Consider the following 19,275-nt stretch of genomic DNA (forward strand, 5'->3'; position numbering starts at 1 on the left):
GTGATGTTCGATGCCATCTCAAGAACGGACTTCTCAGGCATTCTGAGATAAGCGCAGGTGGTCGCGATTATGTTCAACAGCTCTAGACACCGGCAGGGTTTGGGTCATAGAAAGACATCCCATGTCCGGCGCTCACCTCTAGGAGTGACGATGAGAATCAGACGCTTACCCGTCGCCGTCACGTTGTCAATGGCGGCTTGTCTGCTGGCGGCGTGCGGCGGTGACGACACCCCGGGGCCGGCGGCGGGCGCCCCGGCCGACGCCCCGGCGAAACCGGTGATCGGGGTCGACTACCCCCGCTCCGACACCGACTTCTGGAACTCCTACATCAGTTACGCCCCCAAGTTCGGCGGTGAACTGGGCGTCGACCTGAAGACCACCAACTCCCAGAACGACATCGCCAAGCTCACCGCCAACGTGCAGAGCCTGGTCAGCCAGGGCATCAAGGGCCTGGTCATGGCCCCGCAGGACACCGCGGCGGTGGCCCCCACGCTCCAGCAGCTGGAGGGCAAGAAGATCCCCGTCGTGCTGGTGGACACCCGGCCCGACACGGGCAACGCCTTCATGGTCGTGCGCGCCGACAACCGCGCCTACGGCGAGAAGGCGTGCCGCTACCTCGGCGAGCAGCTGAAGGGCGCGGGCAAGGTCGTCATGCTGCAGGGCGACCTGGCCTCCATCAACGGCCGCGACCGCACCGAGGCCTTCAACGAGTGCATGGCCGCGAACTACCCCGGCATCAAGGTCTTCGGCGAGGCCACGAACTGGGACGGCGCGGTCGCCTCGCAGAAGCTCTCGACGGTGCTCACCGCCAACCCCGACGTCAAGGGCGTCTACATGCAGTCGAGCTTCGCGCTGGCGGGCACCCTGCAGGTGCTCAAGCAGCGGAACCTGCTGGTGCCGCCGACCGACCCCAAGCACGTCTTCGTCGTCTCCAACGACGGCATCCCGCAGGAGCTCAAGGACATCGCGGCCGGCAACATCGACGCGACCGTGTCCCAGCCCGCCGACCTCTACGCCAAGTGGGCGCTGGAGTACACCAAGGCGGCGATCGAGGGCAAGACCTTCGCCCCCGGCAAGACCGACCACGACAGCACCATCATCGAGGTCCGGCCGGGCCTGCTGGAGGACCAGCTGTCGGCCCCGCTCGTCACCCTCGACGGCGGCACCTACGGCGGCATCCAGAGCGTCAAGCACGACGACAAGTCGCTCTGGGGCAACAACCTGAGCTGAGAGGCACGAAGATGGGCGCTTCCACGAGCCCTTCCTCCGTGACCGGCCCCATCGCCGAGGCGGAGCGCATCACCAAGAGATACGGCGAGACGGTGGCGCTGGACGGCGCCCACATCACGATCACGCCGGGCGAGACCCACGCCCTCGTCGGCCGCAACGGCGCGGGCAAGTCCACCCTGGTCTCCATCCTGACGGGCCTGCAGGAGCCCGACGAGGGGGCGATCCGGTTCGGCGGGCGGCCGGCGCCCCGCCTGTCGGAGCGCGACGCCTGGCGGGAACGGGTCGCCTGCGTCTACCAGAAGTCCACGATCATCCCCGAGCTGACCGTGGCCGAGAACCTCTACCTGAACCGCCACGACCACAACGGCCTGCGGCTGGTCAGCTGGAAGAGCATGTGGAAGAAGGCGGCCGACCTGCTGGAGACCTGGTCGGTGGACGTGGACGTGCGTCTGCCGGCCAAGGAGCTCGGCGTCGAGCAGCGGCAGTTCGTCGAGATCGCCCGCGCCCTGTCCTTCGGCGCGCGGTTCATCATCCTCGACGAGCCGACCGCGCAGCTCGACGGGGCGGCCATCGCCCGCCTCTTCGACCGGATGCGGGCGATGCGCGAACAGGGGGTCACGTTCCTGTTCATCAGCCACCACCTGCAGGAGATCTACGAGATCTGCGACACCGTCACGGTCTTCCGCGACGCCCGGCACATCCTCACGGCGCCGGTCATGGAACTGCCCCGGGGAGACCTGGTGGCCGCCATGACCGGGGAGGCGGCGGGCCTTCAGGAGAGGAAGGCCCGCCCCTCCGTCCCGGTCGACGCCGACGTGATCCTGGACGTCCGCGGGCTGACCGACGGCGACCTGTACGCCGGCGTCGACCTGCGGGTCAGGGCCGGGGAGATCGTCGGGCTGGCCGGCCTCGGCGGCAGCGGGAAGACCGAGCTCGCCGAGACCATCGCGGGGCTCCGGGCGCCCCGCGAGGGCACGGTCGAGGTCGCCGGACGCCGCCCGCGCGCGGGCAGCGTGCCCGACTCGCTGGCGGCGGGGGTCGGGCTGGTCCCCCGCGACCGGCACCACCAGGGGCTGATCCCGCTGATGTCGATCGCCGACAACACGACGATGACCGTGCCCGAGCGGCTGGGCACGGCCGGGCTGGTGAGCGGCCGCCGCCGCGACGAGCTCGCCCGCGAGATGATCACGAACCTGGCCATCAAGACCCCCGGCCCCGAACTGCCCGTCAACGGGCTGTCGGGCGGCAACCAGCAGAAGGTCGTGATGGCCCGCGCGCTGGCGAGCGACCCCCGCCTGCTCGTGCTGATCACCCCGACGGCGGGCGTGGACGTGCGGTCGAAGGAGTTCCTGCTCGCGAAGGTCGAGGAGATCGCCGGGAAGGGCACCGGCGTCGTCATCGCCTCCGACGAACTGGACGACCTGCGCCTGTGCGACCGCGTGCTGGTGATGTTCCACGGCCGGGTCACCACCGAACTGGCCGCCGGCTGGCACGACCACGAGATGGTGGCGGCCATGGAAGGAGTCGAGCTCGATGCCTGAGACCACCGCCGCCCCCGCGGAGACCGGGCGGCCCGCGCCGAAGGGGTCTGCCGGGTCGAGACCGGCGCTGCGCCTGGCCCGGCTGCGCGACTTCGCGCTGGTCCCGGCGATCATCGCGATCGCGATCGTCGGCCAGATCGTGCACCCGATCTTCCTGCAGGCCGACAACATCATCAACATCCTGCAGACCATGTCGGAGATCTCGCTGCTGGTCCTGGCGCAGGCGCTGGTGCTGATCGTCGGCAAGATGGACCTGTCGCTGGAGTCGACCTTCGGCCTGGCGCCCGGCGTGGCCGCCTGGCTGACGGTCGCGGTCGGCACCGGCTCGGGGCTCGGGCTGCTGTCGGGCTTCTGGGCGATCCCCATCACCCTGGCGGTCGGGGTGCTCGTCGGGGTGGTGAACGCGTTGTTCATCGTCCGGTTCGGGCTCAACGGGTTCATCGTCACGCTGGGCATGCTCATCGTGCTGCGGGGCCTGCTCACCGGCATCTCCGGCGGGCAGACTTTCTTCAACCTGCCCGAGTCGATGACCTACCTGGGCTCGGCGATGTGGTTCGGCGTGCCCGCCTCGATCTGGATCTGCCTGCTGCTGTTCGCGGTCGGCGTCCTGGTCATGGGCTTCACCGGGTTCGGCCGCTCGCTGTACGCCATCGGCGGCAACGTCGACGCCGCGAAGGCGGCCGGCATCCGCACCGACCGGGTGCTCTGGATCACCCTGATCGCCGCCAGCGTGCTGGCGGCGATCGGCGGGCTGCTGCTGACCGGCCGGCTCGCCTCCGTCGCCGCCGCGCAGGGCGACGGGGCGATCTTCACGGTGTTCGCCGCCGCCGTCATCGGCGGGGTCAGCCTGAACGGCGGCAAGGGCACGGTGTTCGGCGCGTTCACCGGCATCCTGCTGCTCTACATGATCCAGAACGTCCTCACCCTGGCCGGCGTGCCGGCCCAGTGGATCGAGGCGCTCAACGGCGCGATCATCCTGACCGCCCTGGCCCTGTCGAGGCTCACGGGCGGCAAGACACAGGAATGACGCCCGCCTGATCTCGCGTCCGGGCGCCTACGACGGCAGCAGAGGGAGCAGCGCGTTGAGGCGCCCGGACGCGAAACCCGACAGGTCGAGCGAGCAGAAGGTGAAACCCGCGCCGCGCACGGCGGCGTCGATGCGCTCGCGCGCCTCGCCGGCCCGGAGGATCTCCTCGCGCGGCACCTCGATCCGGGCCAGGGTGCCGCCCGCGTGGGCGCGCACCCGGCACACCGGGAAGCCGAGGTCGCGCAGCGCCGCCTCGGCGGCCTCGATCCTGGCCAGCACCTCGGTCGTGACCGGGTCGCCGTAGCTCACCCGCGAGGCCAGGCACGGCGCGGCGGGCTTGGCGGCGGTCACCAGGCCGAGTTCCCGGCTGGCCGCGCGGACGTCGGCCTTGGTCAGGCCCGCGTCGACCAGCGGCGTGATGACGCCGCGTTCGGCCGCGGCCCGCTGGCCGGGCCGGTGGTCGCCCAGGTCGTCGAGGTTGGTGCCGACGGCGACGGCCGCCCCCATGGCCGCCGCGAGCGGGGCCACCGCGTCGAACAACGCCGACTTGCAGTGGTAACAGCGGTCGCGCCCGTTGGCGGCGTACTCGGGCCGGTCGATCTCGTCGGTGCAGACCTCGACGTGGGCCAGGCCGTGCTCGCGCGCGAAGGCGCGGGCGGCCGACCGTTCGGCCGCGGCCAGGCTCGGCGAGACCGCGGTGACCGCCAGCGCCCGCACGCCCAGGGCCCGTCCGGCCGCGTAGGCGAGCAGGGCCGAGTCGGCGCCGCCGGAATAGGCGACGACGACCGCCCGCTCCTCGCGCAGCCGGGCCGTCAGCCTCTCGACGGGGTCACTCATGGTTGTCCTCTCTGAAGTCGCGGGGGCCGGTCAGGCTCTCCTCGACGCCGAGGACGTGCATCGCGGCGTGGATGCGCGCCCGCTCGGGGTCGCGGGCGCACAGCGCCAGGTAGACGGCGCGGTGCTCCCCGAGCGTGCGCTGCACGGCCTCCGGGTCGGTCATGCCCCGCCAGATCCGGGCCCGGACCGTGCGCCCGGACATGTTCTGGATGACGGCGGCCAGCACGGCGTTGCCGCAGTGGGAGGTGATCAGCGTGTGGAAGTCGTGGTCGAGGGCCACGAGCTTGCCGTGGTCGATCTCCGGCCCCGACGCCAGCCGTTCGGCCTCCTCCAGCAGGTTGCCCAAGGCGACGAGGTCGTCGTCGGGGATGCGGACGGCCGCCAGGGCCGTCGCCTCCGCCTCCAGGATCCGCCGTACGTGCAGGAACTCCCCGGCGCCGGCGTGCTGGTGGATGTCGACGACGAAGCTCATGCCGTCGAGCAGCAGCGCCGGGGACAGGCTGGTGACGTAGGTGCCGTCGCCCTGCCGCGTCTGCAGGACGCGCATGGCGATGAGCGCGCGCACGGCCTCGCGCAGCGTGTTGCGGGCGATGCCGAGCTGGTCGGCGAGCTCCTTCTCGATCGGGAGTTTCTGGCCCGGACGAAGCTCGCCGTCGACGATCATCTGCTTGATCGTGTCGATCGCGCTCTCGATGACTCCCACGCCACCACCCTTACTGCCGTGCCCACTGCGGGCCATCAGGGTAGCGGTACATCTGCACGGATTCCGGGAGCATCTGGGCGCTGTAGCCCGGCGCCTCGGGGAGCCGGTAGCGTCCGCCGCCCACCCGGACCGGGTCGGTGAAGTGCTCGTGCAGGTGGTCGACGTACTCCAGCACACGCCCTTCCAGGCTGCCGCTCACGCAGACGTAGTCGATCACCGACAGGTGCTGGACGATCTCGCACAGGCCGACGCCCCCGGCGTGCGGGCAGACGGGCACGCCGAACTTCGCGGCCATCAGCAGGATCGGGATGATCTCGTTGACCGACGCCAGGCGGCAGGAGTCGATCTGGCAGTAGTCGATCGCCTCCGCCTGGAGGAGCTGCTTGAACATCACCCGGTTGTGGCAGTGCTCGCCGGTGGCGACGCCGACGGGCGCGATGGCCTTGCGGATGGCGGCGTGGCCCAGCACGTCGTCGGGGCTGGTCGGCTCCTCGATCCACAGCGGCTCGAAGGCGGCCAGCCGGTTCACCCAGGAGATGGCGTCCGGCACGTCCCACACCTGGTTGGCGTCGATCATGAGGTGGCGGGAGCCGAGCTCCTCGCGGGCGATGGCCAGCCGCCGCAGGTCGTCGTCGATGTCCCCGCCGACCTTGAACTTGACGTGCGTCCAGCCCTGGGCGACCGCTTCGGCGACCAGCCGGCGCAGTTTGCCGTCGTCGTAGCCGAGCCAGCCGGGCGAGGTGGTGTAGGCGGGGTAGCCGTGCTCGGCCAGTTCGGCGACGCGCTCCTCGCGGGTGGGCTGGAGCCGGGCGAGCATCTCGACGGCCTCGGCGGGGGTCAGCACGTCGGACAGATAGCGGAAGTCGCAGGCCGCCACGATCTCCTCGGGCGTCATGTCGGCCACCAGCCGCCACAACGGCTTGCCGGCCCGGCGGGCGGCCAGGTCCCAGGCGGCGTTGAGCACGGCGGCGGCGGCGAGGTGCACCACGCCCTTCTCGGGCCCGAGCCAGCGCATCTGGCTGTCGGCCATGATCTCGCGGTAGAGCCCGCCCAGGTCGGCGGCGAGGGCGTCGACGTCGCGGCCGGCCAGCCGGGCGCCGATCTGTCGGGCGGCGGCCACGCAGAGGTCGTTGCCGCGGCCGATGGTGAACGTCAGGCCGTATCCGGTCAGGTCGTCGTCGGTGCCGAGGACCACGTAGGCGGCGGAGTAGTCGCCGTCGGGGTTCATCGCGTCCGAGCCGTCGAGCGTGGCGGAGGTGGGGAACCTGACGTCGATCACGTCCACTGAGGTGATCGTCGGCATAATGATCTCCAATTGATCGGATGAATATGGGTTAGACGGTAGGCCCCGGCCTACCAGAGGTCAACAAAGTCACCTACTTAACCCGATGAATCTGGCGACCTTTGCCAAGAGGGCCAGGTCGGCGGGGCGGCCGGCACACCCCACCCTCACCGGGATCAATCAATCCCATGTTTCCTCAAGATCATGTGGCGAAAGAGGGCAAATGTCGGGCCTCACCACGACTATTGACCCTATTAATCCCATGTTTGTAACCTGACGGTCACCTGACCCCCTGGCAAGGGAGTACCGAGAGATGTCTGACTTATCCCGCAGGCAGATGCTGAGATTCGGCGCCGCCGGAGCCGGCGCCGCGATCCTGCCCCTGCAGTGGACGGCGGTCGCCCGCGCCGCCGCGGCCCCGCCGGCGGAGGCCGGCGACCTGGCCTTGTGGTACGACGAGAGCGCCGGCACCGATTGGTTGCGCGCCCTGCCGATCGGCAACGGCCGGCTGGGCGCGATGGTCTACGGCAACGCCGACGTCGAGCGCCTCCAGCTCAACGAGGACACCGTCTGGGCCGGCGGGCCTTACGACCAGAGCAGCGGCCGGAACGCGAACTCGCTGGGCCAGATCCGGAACCTGGTCTTCCAGAACCAGTGGAGCCAGGCGCAGAGCCTGATCGACCAGACCATGCTGGGCGGCCCGGCGGGCCAGCTCGCCTACCAGACCGTCGGCAACTTCCGGCTCACGTTCAGCGGCGGCTCCAGCGGGATCTCGGAGTACAACCGCTACCTCGACCTGACCACGGCCACCACCGTGACCACGTACGCCCAGAACGGCACCCGGTTCAAACGCGAGATCCTGGCCAGCGCGCCCGACCAGGTCATCGTGATCCGGCTGACCGCCGACCGGTCGAACGCGATCACGTTCTCGGCCACGTTCGACAGCCCGCAGCGCACGACGCGGTCGAGCCCCGACGGCACGACCGTCGCCCTCGACGGCGTCTCGGGCAACTTCGAGGGCATCTCGGGCCAGGTCCGCTTCCTCGGCCTGGCCCGTGCCATCGCCGACGGCGGCAGCGTCAGCAGCTCGGGCGGCACCCTCCAGGTGACCGGCGCGACCAGCGTGACCGTGCTGATCTCGATCGGGTCGAGCTACAAGAACTACCGTGACGTCAGCGGCGACTACCAGGGCATCGCCCGCGGTCACCTGTCGGCCGCCGCCCAGCGGTCGTTCAGCGATCTGCGCAGCCGTCACGTGGCCGACTACCAGACCCTGTTCAACCGCACCACGCTCGACCTGGGCCGGACCTCGGCCGCCGACCAGCCCACCGACGTGCGCATCGCGCAGCACAACAGCGTCAACGACCCGCAGTTCGCCGCGTTGTTGTTCCAATACGGGCGCTACCTGCTCATCTCCTCCTCCCGCCCCGGCACTCAGCCGGCCAACCTGCAGGGCATCTGGAACGACTCCCTCAGCCCGGCGTGGGACTCCAAGTACACGATCAACGCCAACCTGCCGATGAACTACTGGCACGCGAACACCACGAACCTGGCCGAATGTTTCGACCCGGTGTTCAAGATGATCAGCGACCTGACCGTCACCGGCGCCCGCACCGCCCAGGCGCAGTACAACGCCGGCGGCTGGGTCACCCACCACAACACCGACGCCTGGCGTGCCACCTCAGTCGTCGACGGCGCCTTCTGGGGCATGTGGCAGACCGGCGGCGCCTGGCTGGCCACCCTCATCTGGGAGCACTACACCTTCACCGGCGACCTGGACTTCCTGCGCACCTACTACCCCGCCATGAAGGGCGCGGCGCAGTTCTTCCTCGACACCCTCGTCACCGAACCCAGCCTCGGCTACCTCGTCACCAACCCGTCCAACAGCCCCGAACTCGGGCACCACAACGGCGTCAGCGTCTGCGCGGGCCCGACCATGGACAACCAGATCCTGCGCGACCTGTTCAACGGCGTCGCCCAGGCCGCCCAGACCCTCAGCGTGGACTCCTCCTTCCGCACCCAGGTCCTGGCCGCCCGCGACCGGCTGGCCCCGATGAAGACGGGGTCACGCGGCAACATCCAGGAGTGGTTGTACGACTGGATCGAGCCCGAGACCAACCACCGGCACGTCTCCCACCTCTACGGCCTGCACCCGAGCAACCAGATCACCCGGCGCGGCACCCCGAGCCTCTACACCGCCGCCCGCCGGACGCTGGAGTTGCGAGGTGACGACGGGACGGGCTGGTCGCTCGCCTGGAAGATCAACTACTGGGCGCGGCTGGAAGAGGGCGCCCGCGCCCTCACCCTGCTGCGGCTGCTGGTCACCACCTCCCGGCTCGCGCCGAACATGTTCGACCTGCACCCGCCCTTCCAGATCGACGGCAACTTCGGCGCCACCTCCGGCATCGCCGAGATGCTGCTGCACAGCCACAACGGCGAGCTGCACATCCTGCCCGCACTGCCCTCGGCCTGGGCCGCCGGCAAGGTCACCGGCCTGCGCGGACGCGGCGGCTACACCGTCTCCACCACCTGGAGCTCGGGCCGCGCCACCGAGATCCTGGTGCGGTTCGACCGGGCCGGGACCGTCCGGGTGCGCAACGCCGTCTTCACCGGCACCGTCGAAGTCACCGACAGCGGCGCCGCGGTCACCTTCACCAAGCCCGAATCCGACCTGGTCTCCTTCACCGGGCAGGCGGGCCGCACCTACCGGCTGACCGGGACCGGCACCCCGCAGCAACCCACCTCCTGGGTGCGGATCGTCAACGGCACCACCGGGCTCGTGCTCGACAGCGGCGGCAACGTGGCCTCCGGCTCGGTCGTCAAGCAGTGGACGTCCGGCAGTTCGACCAACCTGCAGTGGCAGCTGGTCGACCTGGGCAGCGGCTGGTACCGGATCGTCAACCGCACCAACGGCATGGTGATCGACAGCTGGGGCAACACCGCCAACGGCGCCAACGCCCGCCAGTCGGCGTGGAACGGCGGCAACAACCAGCAGTGGCGGCTCAACGACGTCGGCAACGGGCGTTACCAGATCATCAACCGCGGCACCGGGACCTCCCTCGACGGCATGGGCAACGCCACCTCGGGCTCGACCGTGTGCATGTGGGCGCCCAACACCAACACCAACAACCAGTGGACGATCGTCTCCGCATGACGCGACGAGGCCCTGCCGCCCCCGGGGTGGCAGGGCCTCGCGCCGGACGGTCAGCGTCCCCAGAGTCGCCAGGTCTGGTTCAGCGGACTGCCCTGCCCCGCCGCGATGCACGTCCACTGGTGGACGGCCGCACGGGGTGCGGTGGAGATGGTGCTCACGTCCACGCACTTGCCGCTGTGCCGGGCGATGAGCTGGTAGTCGTGGGAGTCGTTGCCGCTGTAGGTCACCTTGCGGAGCGTGAACTGCTGGTTCTGGGAACCGCTGTTGCACGTCCACTGGATGACCGCCGCGCCGTCGGCGGTGGAGACCCCGTTGACGTCGAGGCACTTGCCGCTCTGCCGGTTGACGACGGTGAAGGTGTTCGAGACGCCGCTCACCGGGACGAAGTTCCACAACTGCTGGTCGCCGCCCTCGCAGTAGAACTGCTGCTGGGCGGTGCCGTTGGCGGTCGAGGAGTTCGGGTTGTCGAGGCACTGCTGGGAGTGCTGCGCCACGGCGACCGAGGTGAAGCTCCCGTCCGACGGCGGCACGAGGGTGACGGTCAGCGCGTCGGAGATGGCGTTGTTGGGCAGGTTGAGCGTGACCGCGTTGTTCGACAGCGTGACGACCGAGTTCGAGATCGTGATCGGCCCCTGCACGGCGCCGCCGCTGTTGTTCGGGATGCGCTGCACGATCGCCCGCACCTGGTTGTTCTGCACGATGCCGCTCGTGGTGTCGAGCCGCTGGAGGTTGACGGCGAGGTTGCCGGTGGTGCGGCCGCCGCCGACGAGCACCCGGGCCGACCCGGTGTCCTTCGTCGCGAACGCGTCGTAGGAGTTGCTCGGGGTGACCGCCACGGTCTGGCCGGTCTGGGAGGCGTAGAAGCGGTAGACCCACCACTCGCCCTTGGGCTGGTGCTGCCCGGCGCTGTTGCGGATCAGCAGGTTGGCGGCGTCGTTGTGCAGGTTGCCGCCGCCGCCCCAGTGGGCGCGCAGGCCGTCGGCCCCCGCGCGTTCCAGGCGGGAGATGTACCAGGCGCCGTCGGCGGGGTTCTGCTCGTCGGGGGCCCCGTACTCGTTGATCTGGTAGGGCCTCGGGTGCGCGATGCCGCGCGAGTTCAGGGTGGTGTTGGCGGCGGCCACGTTCGCGACCGGGTCGCCCGGCAGCGAGTGCCAGCTGATGATGTCCGGCACCACGTTGTTGGCCTTGATGAAGTCGAGGTAGGCGTTCCAGAAGGAGTGGGAGGTGGAGGGCACGCACGCGCAGCTCGGCCCGACGATCAGGTGGTCGGGGAACGCGGCGCGCACCCGCTGGTAGCTGCGGCGCCACAGTTCGAGGTACTGGGACTGCGGGCGGTTCCAGAACAGGGTGATGTTCGGCTCGTTCCACAGGTCCCACTGGACGGTGATGCCCGCGGCGCGCACGTCGTTGATGACGCGCGTCAGGAAGTTGTCGTAGTCGGTCCAGTCGCCGTTGTCGCCGGGGAAGCGGGAGATGCCCGCGCCGTCGGCGCCCCACAGGTCGTGCGGGAGCAGGATGAACTGGCCGCCGAGGGCGATGGTGCGGCGGGCCTGGGCCACGGTGGAGTTCCACCGCCGGTCGTACCCGCCCGACACCCAGCCGCCGTTCGGGAGCTGGGCGCCGCCGGCCCGCATGTAGCGGAACTTGACGTCGCGGTAGAAGTGGTCGGCCGGGCCGGTGCCGTTCTCGGTCATGCCGTAGATCCAGCCGGACGCACGGTAGGCAGGGCTCGCGCCCGTGGTGGCGAAGTTGACGGTGATGGCCTCGTCGGCCGCGAAGGCCGGGGCGGCGGGCACGACCAGAGCGGTCGCGGCGAGTGCGCAGGCGGCGACCACGGATCTCAATCGGGTACGCATCGGGCTACTCCTGGAGGCGAGGTGATCTCACGCGGGGGGTGGGTAGCGAATCGATTCGACCGCAGATTAGGTCCGGTTACGACGCCATGTCAACGGAGTGACGGGCTTGTGAAACGAATCGATTCGCGGCTACGCCGGGGCCGGTCCCGTCGTGGCGCGCAGCGAGATCGGCGGGGCGACCAGCAGGTGGCGGTGGGCCGCCGACGGGTCGGCGATGCGCCCGAGCAGCAGGTCGACGGCCTGCGCGCCCAGCTCGACGGCGGGCACGTCGGCCGCGGTGAGCGGCGGGTGGAGGTTCTCGGCCCAGTGGCGGGCCGCGACGCCCACGATCGAGAAGTCGCGCGGCACCTCGCGGCCGCTCCGGGCCAGCGCGTGGTAGACCCCGGCGGCGGCCGCCTCGTTCACGGTGGCGATGGCGGTCAGCTCGGGGTGCTCCGCGAGCAGGTGCTCGGTGCAGGCCTGACCGGCCTGGGCGTCGTCGGCGCAGCAGACGGCCACGCCGCGCAGGCCGCGGTCGGCGACCGCGCGGTCGAACCCGGCCCGCGCCCGGTGCCCCGGCCCGTATCCGGCGGCCACCAGTTCGGCGCTGCGGTTGACCAGGGCGATGTCGCGGTGGCCGAGGTCGGCGAGGTGGTGGACGCAGCGGGCGATGAGCGTCTCGTAGTCGATGTCGACCCAGGACATGCCGGCCGGGTCGCGGGTGCGGCCGATGCCGACGAAGGGCAGGCCGCTGGCCATCAGCCGGGCGACCCGGTCGTCTTCGAGCCGTATCTCCATGACGATCACGCCGTCGACCCGCTGACCGGTGACGACGCGCTCGAAGGAGCGGTCGTGCTCGCCTCCCGAGGGCGACAGCAGCACGTCGAGGTCGGCCCGCGCGGCGGCGTCGACGACGCTGGCGACGAAGCCGAGCTGCATGTCGGTCAGCCGGGTGCTGGCGGGCGGGATGACGAGGCCGATCGTGCGGGTGCGGCCCTCCTTGAGGGCACGGGCCGCCGCGTTGGGGCGGTAGCCCAGTTCGTCGATCACCGCCAGGATGCGCTGTTTGGTCTCCGGTGAGACCGGGCGGCGGCCGGTGAGCGCGTAGGACACGGTGCTGCGGGACACTCCCGCCCTCTTGGCGATCTCCCCGATGTTCACCCGAGCATCGTAGTCGAATCGTTCCACAATTCATCAGCGAGGACCCCATTGACGTCCACGGGCAACACGCTTATCTTCGGTCGAACCGATTCGTCGAATCGGTTCGACCGAGGGAGGTCACCCCCGATGAGATCTTCCGCGTCCGGCCGTATCGCCACCGGCCTCGGACTGGCCCTGCTGGCCGCCTGCTCCACCCCCTCCGCCCCTTCCGCCGTCGAGGAGGCCCCGGCGTCCGCGGCCGCCCCGTCGGCCTACACGATCTGGGACCCCTATCCGCAGTACGACGGCAGCTCCGAATGGGTGCGCCTGCTGGAGGCGTGCGGCACCCAGGCCGGCGTCACGGTGGAGCGCACCGGCTACGACACCAGCGACCTGACCAACAAGGTGCTGCTGGCCGCGCAGCAGGGCAATGCGCCCGACGTGCTGATCGTCGACAACCCGGTCGTCTCCACGCTGGCCGAGGCCGGCGTGCTGACGACGACCGCGGAGAACAAGCTCGACGTCTCGGCCGTCTCCCCCAACCTGCTGGGAGCCGGCCAGAGCGGCGGCGAGACGTTCGGCGTCCCGATCGGCGCCAACACCCTGGCGCTCTACTACAACAAGGACGTGCTCGACAAGGCGGGCGTCGACCCGGCGTCGGTCACCGACTGGGCCGCGCTCACCGCCGCGCTGGAGAAGGTGACGAAGTCCGGCGGCAAGGGCATCACGTTCTCCGCGATCGGCACCGAGGAGGGCAGCTTCCAGTTCCTCCCCTGGTTCTGGGGCTCCGGCGCGAACCTCACCAAGCTCGACTCCCCCGAGGGCGTCGCGGCGGTGACGCTCTGGACCGACTGGCTGAAGAAGGGGTACGCCCCCAACTCGGTCATCAACAACACCCAGACCACCAGCTGGCAGGAGTTCGCCACCGGCGAGTACGCCTTCGCCGAGAACGGCACCTGGCAGCTCGCCAACGCCGAGAAGGCCGGCTTCCCCTACGGCGTCATCCCGATCCCGGCCAAGGCCGGCGGCCCGGCCCCGGCGCCCACCGGCGGGGAGTTCGTCTCCATCCCCGTCCAGCAGGACACCGGCCGGTACGCCGCCTCCCAGCAGCTGGTCGCCTGCCTGACCAACGGCGAGAACTCGCTCAAGACGACCACCACGTTGTCCTACATCGCCCCGACCGACTCCGTGCAGCAGCAGCAGGTCGCGGCCGACGCCAAGCTCGGCGTGTGGGTCGAGGCCGTCAAGGTCGCCAAGGGCCGGACCGGCGACGACCTGGGCACCAAGTATCCGAAGATCTCCGAGCCGATATGGGGGGCCGTCCAGGCGGCGCTGAGCTCCTCGAAGCCCCCGCAGGAGGCCATGACCGAGGCCCAGACCGCGGCGGCGAGCGCCACGCAGTGAGGGTCCGCCTCGGATCAGGGCAGTGGGCGGCCTGGGCGTTCCTCGCCCCGGTCGTCGTCTACCTGGTGGTCTTCTACGCCTATCCGCTTTACCGCAACGTCGAGCTGAGCCTGCGGAACTACACCGTGCGCTCGTTCGTGCGGGGCGACGCGCCGTTCGCCGGGTTCGACAACTACCTCAAGGTGTTCGACGACCCGGCGTTCGGCCCGGCCCTGTGGCACACCGTCGTCTTCACGGTCGTCTCGCTGGTGTTCCAGTTCACGATCGGGCTCGCCCTGGCGCTGTTCTTCGTGCGGAACTTCCCGCTGTCGGCGACGCTGCGGGCGCTGTTCCTGGTGCCCTGGCTGCTGCCGCTGATCGTGTCGGCCTCGACGTGGACGTGGTTGCTGAACAGCGAGTCGGGCGTGGTCAACGCGGCGCTGGGCGTGGTGGGGCTCGGGCCGGTGAACTGGCTGACCTCGCCCGACTGGTCGCTCTGGTCGGTGACGATCGCCAACATCTGGATCGGCGTCCCGTTCAACCTGGTGGTGCTCTACTCCGGCCTCCAGGCGATCCCGGCGAGCGTGTACGAGGCCGCCGCCCTCGACGGCGCGAACCGGCGGCAGCGCTTCTGGCGCATCACCTTCCCGCTGCTGCGGCCGGTGTCGGCGATCACCCTGCTCCTCGGCCTCGTCTACACGCTGAAGGTGTTCGACATCATCTGGATCATGACCAGGGGCGGCCCGAGCGGGTCGTCCACCACCTTCGCGACCTGGTCCTACCGGCTGGGCTTCGGCAACCTCGTCCCGTCGTTCGGGCCGGGCGCGGCGGTGGGCAACCTGCTGATCGTGGCGGCGCTGGTGTTCGGTCTCGTGTACGTCCGCACGCTGCACCGGCGGGTGCCGTGATGAGACGGGTGAAGACCGCGATCGGGCTGGCCCTGACCGCCGTGATGCTGTTCCCGGTCTACTGGATGGTCAACGTCTCGTTCACCCGCGACGAGAACATGCGCCGCAGCCCGCCGCACTGGTTCCCCGTCGACGGCACGCTGGAGGGCTACCGGGCGGTGCTCGACAAGCAGCTGCCCTACCTCGGCACGAGCCTGGTCATCGGGCTCGGCACGGTGGTGCTGACGGTGGTCGTCGCGGCGCCGGCGGCGTACGCCCTGGCCAAGCTGCGGCCGAGGGGCGGCGGGGTGCTCAGCTTCCTGCTGCTGATCGCGCAGATGATCCCCGGGATCATCATGGCGATGGGCTTCTACGCCGTCTTCCTGTCGGCCGGGGTGCTCAACACCGTGCCAGGCCTCATCGTGGCCGACTCGACGCTGGCCGTGCCGTTCGCGGTGCTCGTGCTGACCGCGTTCATGTCGGGCCTGCCCGAGGAGCTGCTGCAGGCGGCCCGGGTCGACGGCGCCGGGACGGTGCGCACCTTCTGGTCGATCGTGCTGCCGCTCAGCCGCAACGCCCTCGTCACCGTCTCGCTGTTCGCCTTCCTGTGGGCCTGGTCGGACTTCGTCTTCGCCTCGACCCTCGACCAGGGCGGCGACCACCAGCCGATCACCCTCGGCATCTACCACTACATCGGCCACAACAACCAGGAGTGGAACGCCATCATGGCCACCGCCGTGGTGGCGTCGATCCCGGCGGCCGTGCTGCTCGTCATCGCCCAGCGTTACGTCGCCGCCGGGGTCACCGCCGGCGCCGTGAAGGACTGACCTCTAGGAGAAGGGCCACCCCTCCGTGTTCTCCCTACGGGACATCCCGTTCAGCCATCGCGGCTCCTGGTTCGGCTTCTCCCCGGTGATCGCCGAGAAGACGTACGCCGACCAGGTGCACCTGGTCTCGCACCAGACCGGGATGCACGCCGTCCTGCGCCTCGAGGTCGACCCGGGGGCGGCGCTGACCGCCACGCCGCAGCAGCTCCTCTGGGAGCGCGGCGACGACCGGATCGAGCTCGCCTACGAGAACCCCGACACGGTGCGCATCCGGGGCCGGGGCCTCGACCTGGGCCTGGTGGCGGCCGACCCCGTGCTCACCCCGTTCAGCGGGCCCTACTTCTACCGCGAGCCGTCCGACGGGTCGTACGTGTTCACCCTCTACCAGACCGGCCGCCGCTACCGGATCACCGTGCTGCGCGGCGCGGCCGAACCCATGGGCACGCAGGCGCTCGGCGGCGCGGAGCGCGGGGTCACCCTGACGGGCGACTGGGAGGTCGCCGTCGAGGAGTACGAGACCGCCCGCGCCCCCTACGTCGAGGCCGACACGTTCGAGCAGGTGGTCAAGGCGGCCCGCGCCGAGTTCGACGCGTTCGCGGCGGCGGTGGCCCCCTGGCGCGACGGCACGACCCCGGCCGCCGAACTGGCGGTGTACGTGTTGTGGTCGGCGACGGTCCGCCCGGCGGGGTTCGTCACCCGTCCGGGGGTGCTGATGTCCAAGCACTGGATGGACAAGGTGTGGAGCTGGGACCACTGCTTCAACGCCCTGGCCCTGGGCGAGGGGCTGCCCGAGCTGGCCTGGCACCAGTTCCGGCTGCCCTTCGACCACCAGGACGGCGCGGGCGCGCTGCCCGACTCCGTGACGCACTCCGAGATCCTCTACAACTTCGTCAAACCGCCCATCCACGGCTGGGCCCTGGGCCGCCTGCCGTGGCGGCCCGAGCCCGAGGAGACGTACCGGCTGCTGGAGCGGTGGACGGACTTCTGGCTGACCGCCCGGCGGATCCCCGGCCACGAACTGGCCTACTACCAGCACGGCAACGACAGCGGCTGGGACAACGCCACCACCTTCGACCCCGAGCGCGTCGTCGAGACGGCCGACCTGGCCGCCTTCCTCGTGCTCCAGATGCGCGAGCTGGCCCGCTGCGCGCCCGGCCCGGAGGAGGCGGCCCGCTGGAGCGCCGCCGCCGACCGCATGAAGAACGCGCTGCTGACCGAGTTGTGGACGGGCGACCGGTTCGTCGCCCGCGGCGCGCTCACCGGCCGGACGTGGTCGAGCGACAGCCTGCTCGACCTGATGCCCATCGTGCTCGGCGAGGAGCTGCCCGCCGAGGTGAGCACCGTGCTCGCCGGGCGGATCGAACGGCACCTGACCGAGTTCGGGCCGGCCACCGAGCTGCCGTCGTCGCCGCACTACCTGGACGACGGCTACTGGCGCGGCCCCATCTGGGCGCCCTCGACGATCCTGATCGAGGACGGGCTGCGCCGCGCCGGGCACGTCGGCCTCGCCGACGAGATCAGCGACCGGTTCCGCCGCCTGTGCGAGAAGTCGGGCTTCGCCGAGAACTTCGACGCGCGCACCGGCCAGGGGCTGCGCGACCGCGCGTACACGTGGACGGCGAGCGCCTACCTGATCCTGGCGGCGGCACGGCGCGGCTGAGATCACAGGGCGTCGAGGGCCTCCCGGGTGAGCGTGCCGAGCGACTTGCCCGTCGAGGCGGCCAGGCGGGCGAGGTCGTCGTATTCGGGTTTGACGCCCCACGGCCCCTCCTTCATCCGCACGGTCCGGCCGTACAGCTCGACCGTCCGGATGACCCGGGGGACGGTGACCTTGTCGACCTGGCTGCGGCGCAGCCCGAGCGTGCCGGTCTCCGCGAAGATCAGGTTCTCCAGCTGGTCGGCCAGGTCGGCGGGTGTGAGCACGTGCAGGACGTGCGCCGGGCGGCCCTTCTTCATCACCGCCGGCGTGATCCACGCGTCGGCGGCCCCGGCCGCCAGCATGCGCGCGATGACGTGCCCGAGCAGTTCCCCGGTGACGTCGTCGAGGTTGGTCGACAGGACGATCTGCCGGTCCTCCCGCGTGAGCGGGACGCCGAGGGTGGCGACGACGACGTTGGGCCGGTCGGGCAGCCGCCGGGTGCCCGCGCCGTAGCCGGTGGCGCGCACCTCCATGGGCGGCACCCCGCCGTAGACCGTGCCGGCGGCGCGCAGCAGGGCGGCCCCGGTGGGGGTGACCGCCTCGTGCTCGCCGCCGCTGCGCACCTGGGCCCCCCGGAGCAGGGCGAGGGTGGCCGGGGCGGGCACCGGCAGCACCCCGTGGCGGGTCTCGACGCTGCCGCCGCCGAGCGGCAGCGGCGCGCAGTGGACCTGGGTGACGCCGAGGTCGGCCAGCGCGGCGGCGCAGCCGACGATGTCCACCAGCGTGTCGTGCCCGCCGAGCTCGTGCAGGTGGACGTCGCCGGGCGGCAGGCCGTGCAGCTCGGCCTCGACCTCGGCGATGGCCTTCAGGGCACGTTCGGCGACGGTCAGGCCGGTGCGGGCCGCCATCTCGATGAGCACCGAGGCGGGGCGCTCGGTCGCGTCGTCGTCGACCTCGACGCGGACGCGGACCGCCATGAGCGCGCCGGTGCGCACGTTCTCGGCCTCCAGCCGCCAGCCGGTCAGGCCGGTGCGGGCGACGGCCTGCCGGACGACGTCCACGGAGGCGCCGACCGACACCAACGCCCCGAGGAGCATGTCGCCGGCCAGGCCGGTGAACGGGTTGAGGTGGAGGATCACGGGCGCCGCCTGGTCAGCCGGTAGGCGGCCAGCGCGGCGCCGAACCCCGAGTCGATGTTGACGACGGTGATGCCCGCCGCGCACGAGGTCATCATGGCCAGCAGGGCCGTCACGCCCTCCAGGGCCGCGCCGTAGCCGACGGACGTGGGCACGGCGACGACCGGCGTCTCCACCAGCCCGCCGACCACGCTCGCCAGCGCGCCCTCCATGCCCGCGACGACGATCACACTGTCGGCCTCGCGGAGGTCGTCCACCACGGCCAGGACGCGGTGGATGCCCGCCACCCCCACGTCGCGGATCACGGTGGTCTCCAGGCCGAGCGCGGTCGCCACGGCCGCCGCCTCGGCCGCCACCGGCCCGTCGGCGGTGCCGGCGGTGACCACGGCCACCCGGTGCCCGAGGAGCAGCGCCGGCCGCCACACCAGCAGCCGGGCCGCCTCGTCGTAGCGGCCGCCGGGCACGCGCTCGCGGACCTCGGCGGCGGCGTCGGGGTCGACCCGGGTCACCAGAACGGGGCCGTCGTTGCGGCCGAGCAGCACCTCGACGATCCCGGCGATCTCTCCGGCCCGCTTGCCCGGCCCGTAGACGATCTCGGGCAGGCCCTGGCGCCGTTCCCGGTCGAGGTCGACCCGCGCGTACCCGATGTCCACC

15 protein-coding genes are annotated in these 19,275 nt (G+C 70.9%); 8 read left to right on the forward strand and 7 right to left on the reverse strand.

What is annotated here, in order from left to right; translation table 11 throughout:
• The first annotated feature begins 150 nt into the window (after positions 1-150).
• The 3 genes from AW274_RS01410 to AW274_RS01420 are packed head-to-tail and all read left to right on the forward strand — an operon-like array spanning position 151 to position 3,798.
• Positions 151-1,230, forward strand: a complete 1,080-nt coding sequence (locus tag AW274_RS01410) for a sugar ABC transporter substrate-binding protein (protein ID WP_062428521.1) — start codon at positions 151-153, stop codon at positions 1,228-1,230.
• A 38-nt stretch (positions 1,231-1,268) separates the two neighbouring features.
• Positions 1,269-2,771, forward strand: coding sequence for a sugar ABC transporter ATP-binding protein (locus AW274_RS01415; RefSeq protein WP_198168977.1), 1,503 nt, complete (start codon positions 1,269-1,271; stop codon positions 2,769-2,771).
• A complete protein-coding gene (locus tag AW274_RS01420; protein WP_062428525.1) occupies positions 2,764-3,798 on the forward strand; it encodes an ABC transporter permease in 1,035 nt (344 codons plus the stop codon). The genes AW274_RS01415 and AW274_RS01420 overlap by 8 nt, the downstream gene beginning before the upstream one ends.
• Before the next feature lie 27 nt (positions 3,799-3,825).
• Here AW274_RS01420 and larE read toward each other — a convergent pair whose 3' ends face one another.
• From larE to AW274_RS01435, 3 genes are read right to left on the reverse strand one after another with little or no spacing between them, the layout of a single operon-like run.
• A complete protein-coding gene (larE, locus tag AW274_RS01425; protein ID WP_062428526.1) occupies positions 3,826-4,635 on the reverse strand; it encodes an ATP-dependent sacrificial sulfur transferase LarE in 810 nt (269 codons plus the stop codon).
• Positions 4,628-5,338 carry a FadR/GntR family transcriptional regulator gene (locus AW274_RS01430; protein WP_062428529.1) on the reverse strand — a complete coding sequence of 237 codons (711 nt, stop codon included), beginning with the start codon at positions 5,336-5,338 and terminating at the stop codon, positions 4,628-4,630. The genes larE and AW274_RS01430 overlap by 8 nt, the downstream gene beginning before the upstream one ends.
• Before the next feature lie 10 nt (positions 5,339-5,348).
• A complete protein-coding gene (locus tag AW274_RS01435; protein WP_232319932.1) occupies positions 5,349-6,623 on the reverse strand; it encodes an enolase C-terminal domain-like protein in 1,275 nt (424 codons plus the stop codon).
• A gap of 310 nt (positions 6,624-6,933) precedes the next feature.
• Between AW274_RS01435 and AW274_RS01440 the strand changes: the two genes are divergently transcribed.
• A complete protein-coding gene (locus AW274_RS01440; protein WP_062428534.1) occupies positions 6,934-9,774 on the forward strand; it encodes a glycosyl hydrolase family 95 catalytic domain-containing protein in 2,841 nt (946 codons plus the stop codon).
• Positions 9,775-9,824: 50 nt separating this feature from the next.
• Here the strand turns inward: AW274_RS01440 and AW274_RS01445 are convergent, their stop codons facing one another.
• Together AW274_RS01445 and AW274_RS01450 are read right to left on the reverse strand one after the other, a co-directional pair.
• Positions 9,825-11,630: an RICIN domain-containing protein gene (locus tag AW274_RS01445; RefSeq protein WP_062428535.1), complete on the reverse strand. Its 1,806-nt coding sequence runs from the start codon at positions 11,628-11,630 to the stop codon at positions 9,825-9,827.
• Between the two features lie 129 nt (positions 11,631-11,759).
• On the reverse strand, positions 11,760-12,770 hold the full coding sequence (locus AW274_RS01450; RefSeq protein ID WP_062428537.1) for a LacI family DNA-binding transcriptional regulator: 1,011 nt from the start codon (positions 12,768-12,770) through the stop codon (positions 11,760-11,762).
• 126 nt (positions 12,771-12,896) lie between these two features.
• On the opposite strand from AW274_RS01450, the gene AW274_RS01455 reads away from it, so the two are divergent.
• Genes AW274_RS01455 through AW274_RS01470 form a run of 4 tightly spaced genes read left to right on the forward strand, consistent with a single transcriptional unit; the run spans position 12,897 to position 17,506 of the window.
• Positions 12,897-14,153: a sugar ABC transporter substrate-binding protein gene (locus AW274_RS01455; RefSeq protein ID WP_062428539.1), complete on the forward strand. Its 1,257-nt coding sequence runs from the start codon at positions 12,897-12,899 to the stop codon at positions 14,151-14,153.
• Positions 14,150-15,040: a carbohydrate ABC transporter permease gene (locus AW274_RS01460; RefSeq protein WP_062428541.1), complete on the forward strand. Its 891-nt coding sequence runs from the start codon at positions 14,150-14,152 to the stop codon at positions 15,038-15,040. Before AW274_RS01455 ends, AW274_RS01460 begins: the two co-directional genes overlap by 4 nt.
• A complete protein-coding gene (locus tag AW274_RS01465) occupies positions 15,040-15,846 on the forward strand; it encodes a carbohydrate ABC transporter permease (protein WP_062428543.1) in 807 nt (268 codons plus the stop codon). The genes AW274_RS01460 and AW274_RS01465 overlap by 1 nt, the downstream gene beginning before the upstream one ends.
• 25 nt (positions 15,847-15,871) lie before the next feature.
• The gene (locus tag AW274_RS01470) at positions 15,872-17,506 is read left to right on the forward strand and encodes an amylo-alpha-1,6-glucosidase (protein WP_062428545.1); all 1,635 of its coding nucleotides are present in this window, start codon (positions 15,872-15,874) and stop codon (positions 17,504-17,506) included.
• 2 nt (positions 17,507-17,508) lie between these two features.
• On the opposite strand, the gene larC is transcribed toward AW274_RS01470, so the two are convergent.
• Both larC and larB read right to left on the reverse strand, forming a co-directional pair.
• The gene (larC, locus tag AW274_RS01475) at positions 17,509-18,624 is read right to left on the reverse strand and encodes a nickel pincer cofactor biosynthesis protein LarC (RefSeq protein ID WP_083973765.1); all 1,116 of its coding nucleotides are present in this window, start codon (positions 18,622-18,624) and stop codon (positions 17,509-17,511) included.
• A complete protein-coding gene (larB, locus tag AW274_RS01480) occupies positions 18,621-19,274 on the reverse strand; it encodes a nickel pincer cofactor biosynthesis protein LarB (protein WP_062428547.1) in 654 nt (217 codons plus the stop codon). Before larB ends, larC begins: the two co-directional genes overlap by 4 nt.
• Position 19,275: the final 1 nt, after the last annotated feature.

This window comes from Herbidospora daliensis, from assembly GCF_001570585.1.
In the GTDB taxonomy this organism is placed as follows: Bacteria; Actinomycetota; Actinomycetes; order Streptosporangiales; family Streptosporangiaceae; genus Herbidospora; species Herbidospora daliensis.

Excerpts from the sequence above, each read along its gene's own strand:
- AW274_RS01455 (WP_062428539.1), top strand. The coding sequence starts at position 12,897 with ATGAGATCTTCCGCGTCCGGCCGTATCGCCACCGGCCTCGGACTGGCC.
- larE (WP_062428526.1), bottom strand. The coding sequence starts at position 4,635 with ATGAGTGACCCCGTCGAGAGGCTGACGGCCCGGCTGCGCGAGGAGCGG.
- AW274_RS01410 (WP_062428521.1), top strand. The coding sequence starts at position 151 with ATGAGAATCAGACGCTTACCCGTCGCCGTCACGTTGTCAATGGCGGCT.
- AW274_RS01465 (WP_062428543.1), top strand. The coding sequence starts at position 15,040 with ATGAGACGGGTGAAGACCGCGATCGGGCTGGCCCTGACCGCCGTGATG.
- AW274_RS01445 (WP_062428535.1), bottom strand. The coding sequence starts at position 11,630 with ATGCGTACCCGATTGAGATCCGTGGTCGCCGCCTGCGCACTCGCCGCG.
- AW274_RS01440 (WP_062428534.1), top strand. The coding sequence starts at position 6,934 with ATGTCTGACTTATCCCGCAGGCAGATGCTGAGATTCGGCGCCGCCGGA.
- AW274_RS01420 (WP_062428525.1), top strand. The coding sequence starts at position 2,764 with ATGCCTGAGACCACCGCCGCCCCCGCGGAGACCGGGCGGCCCGCGCCG.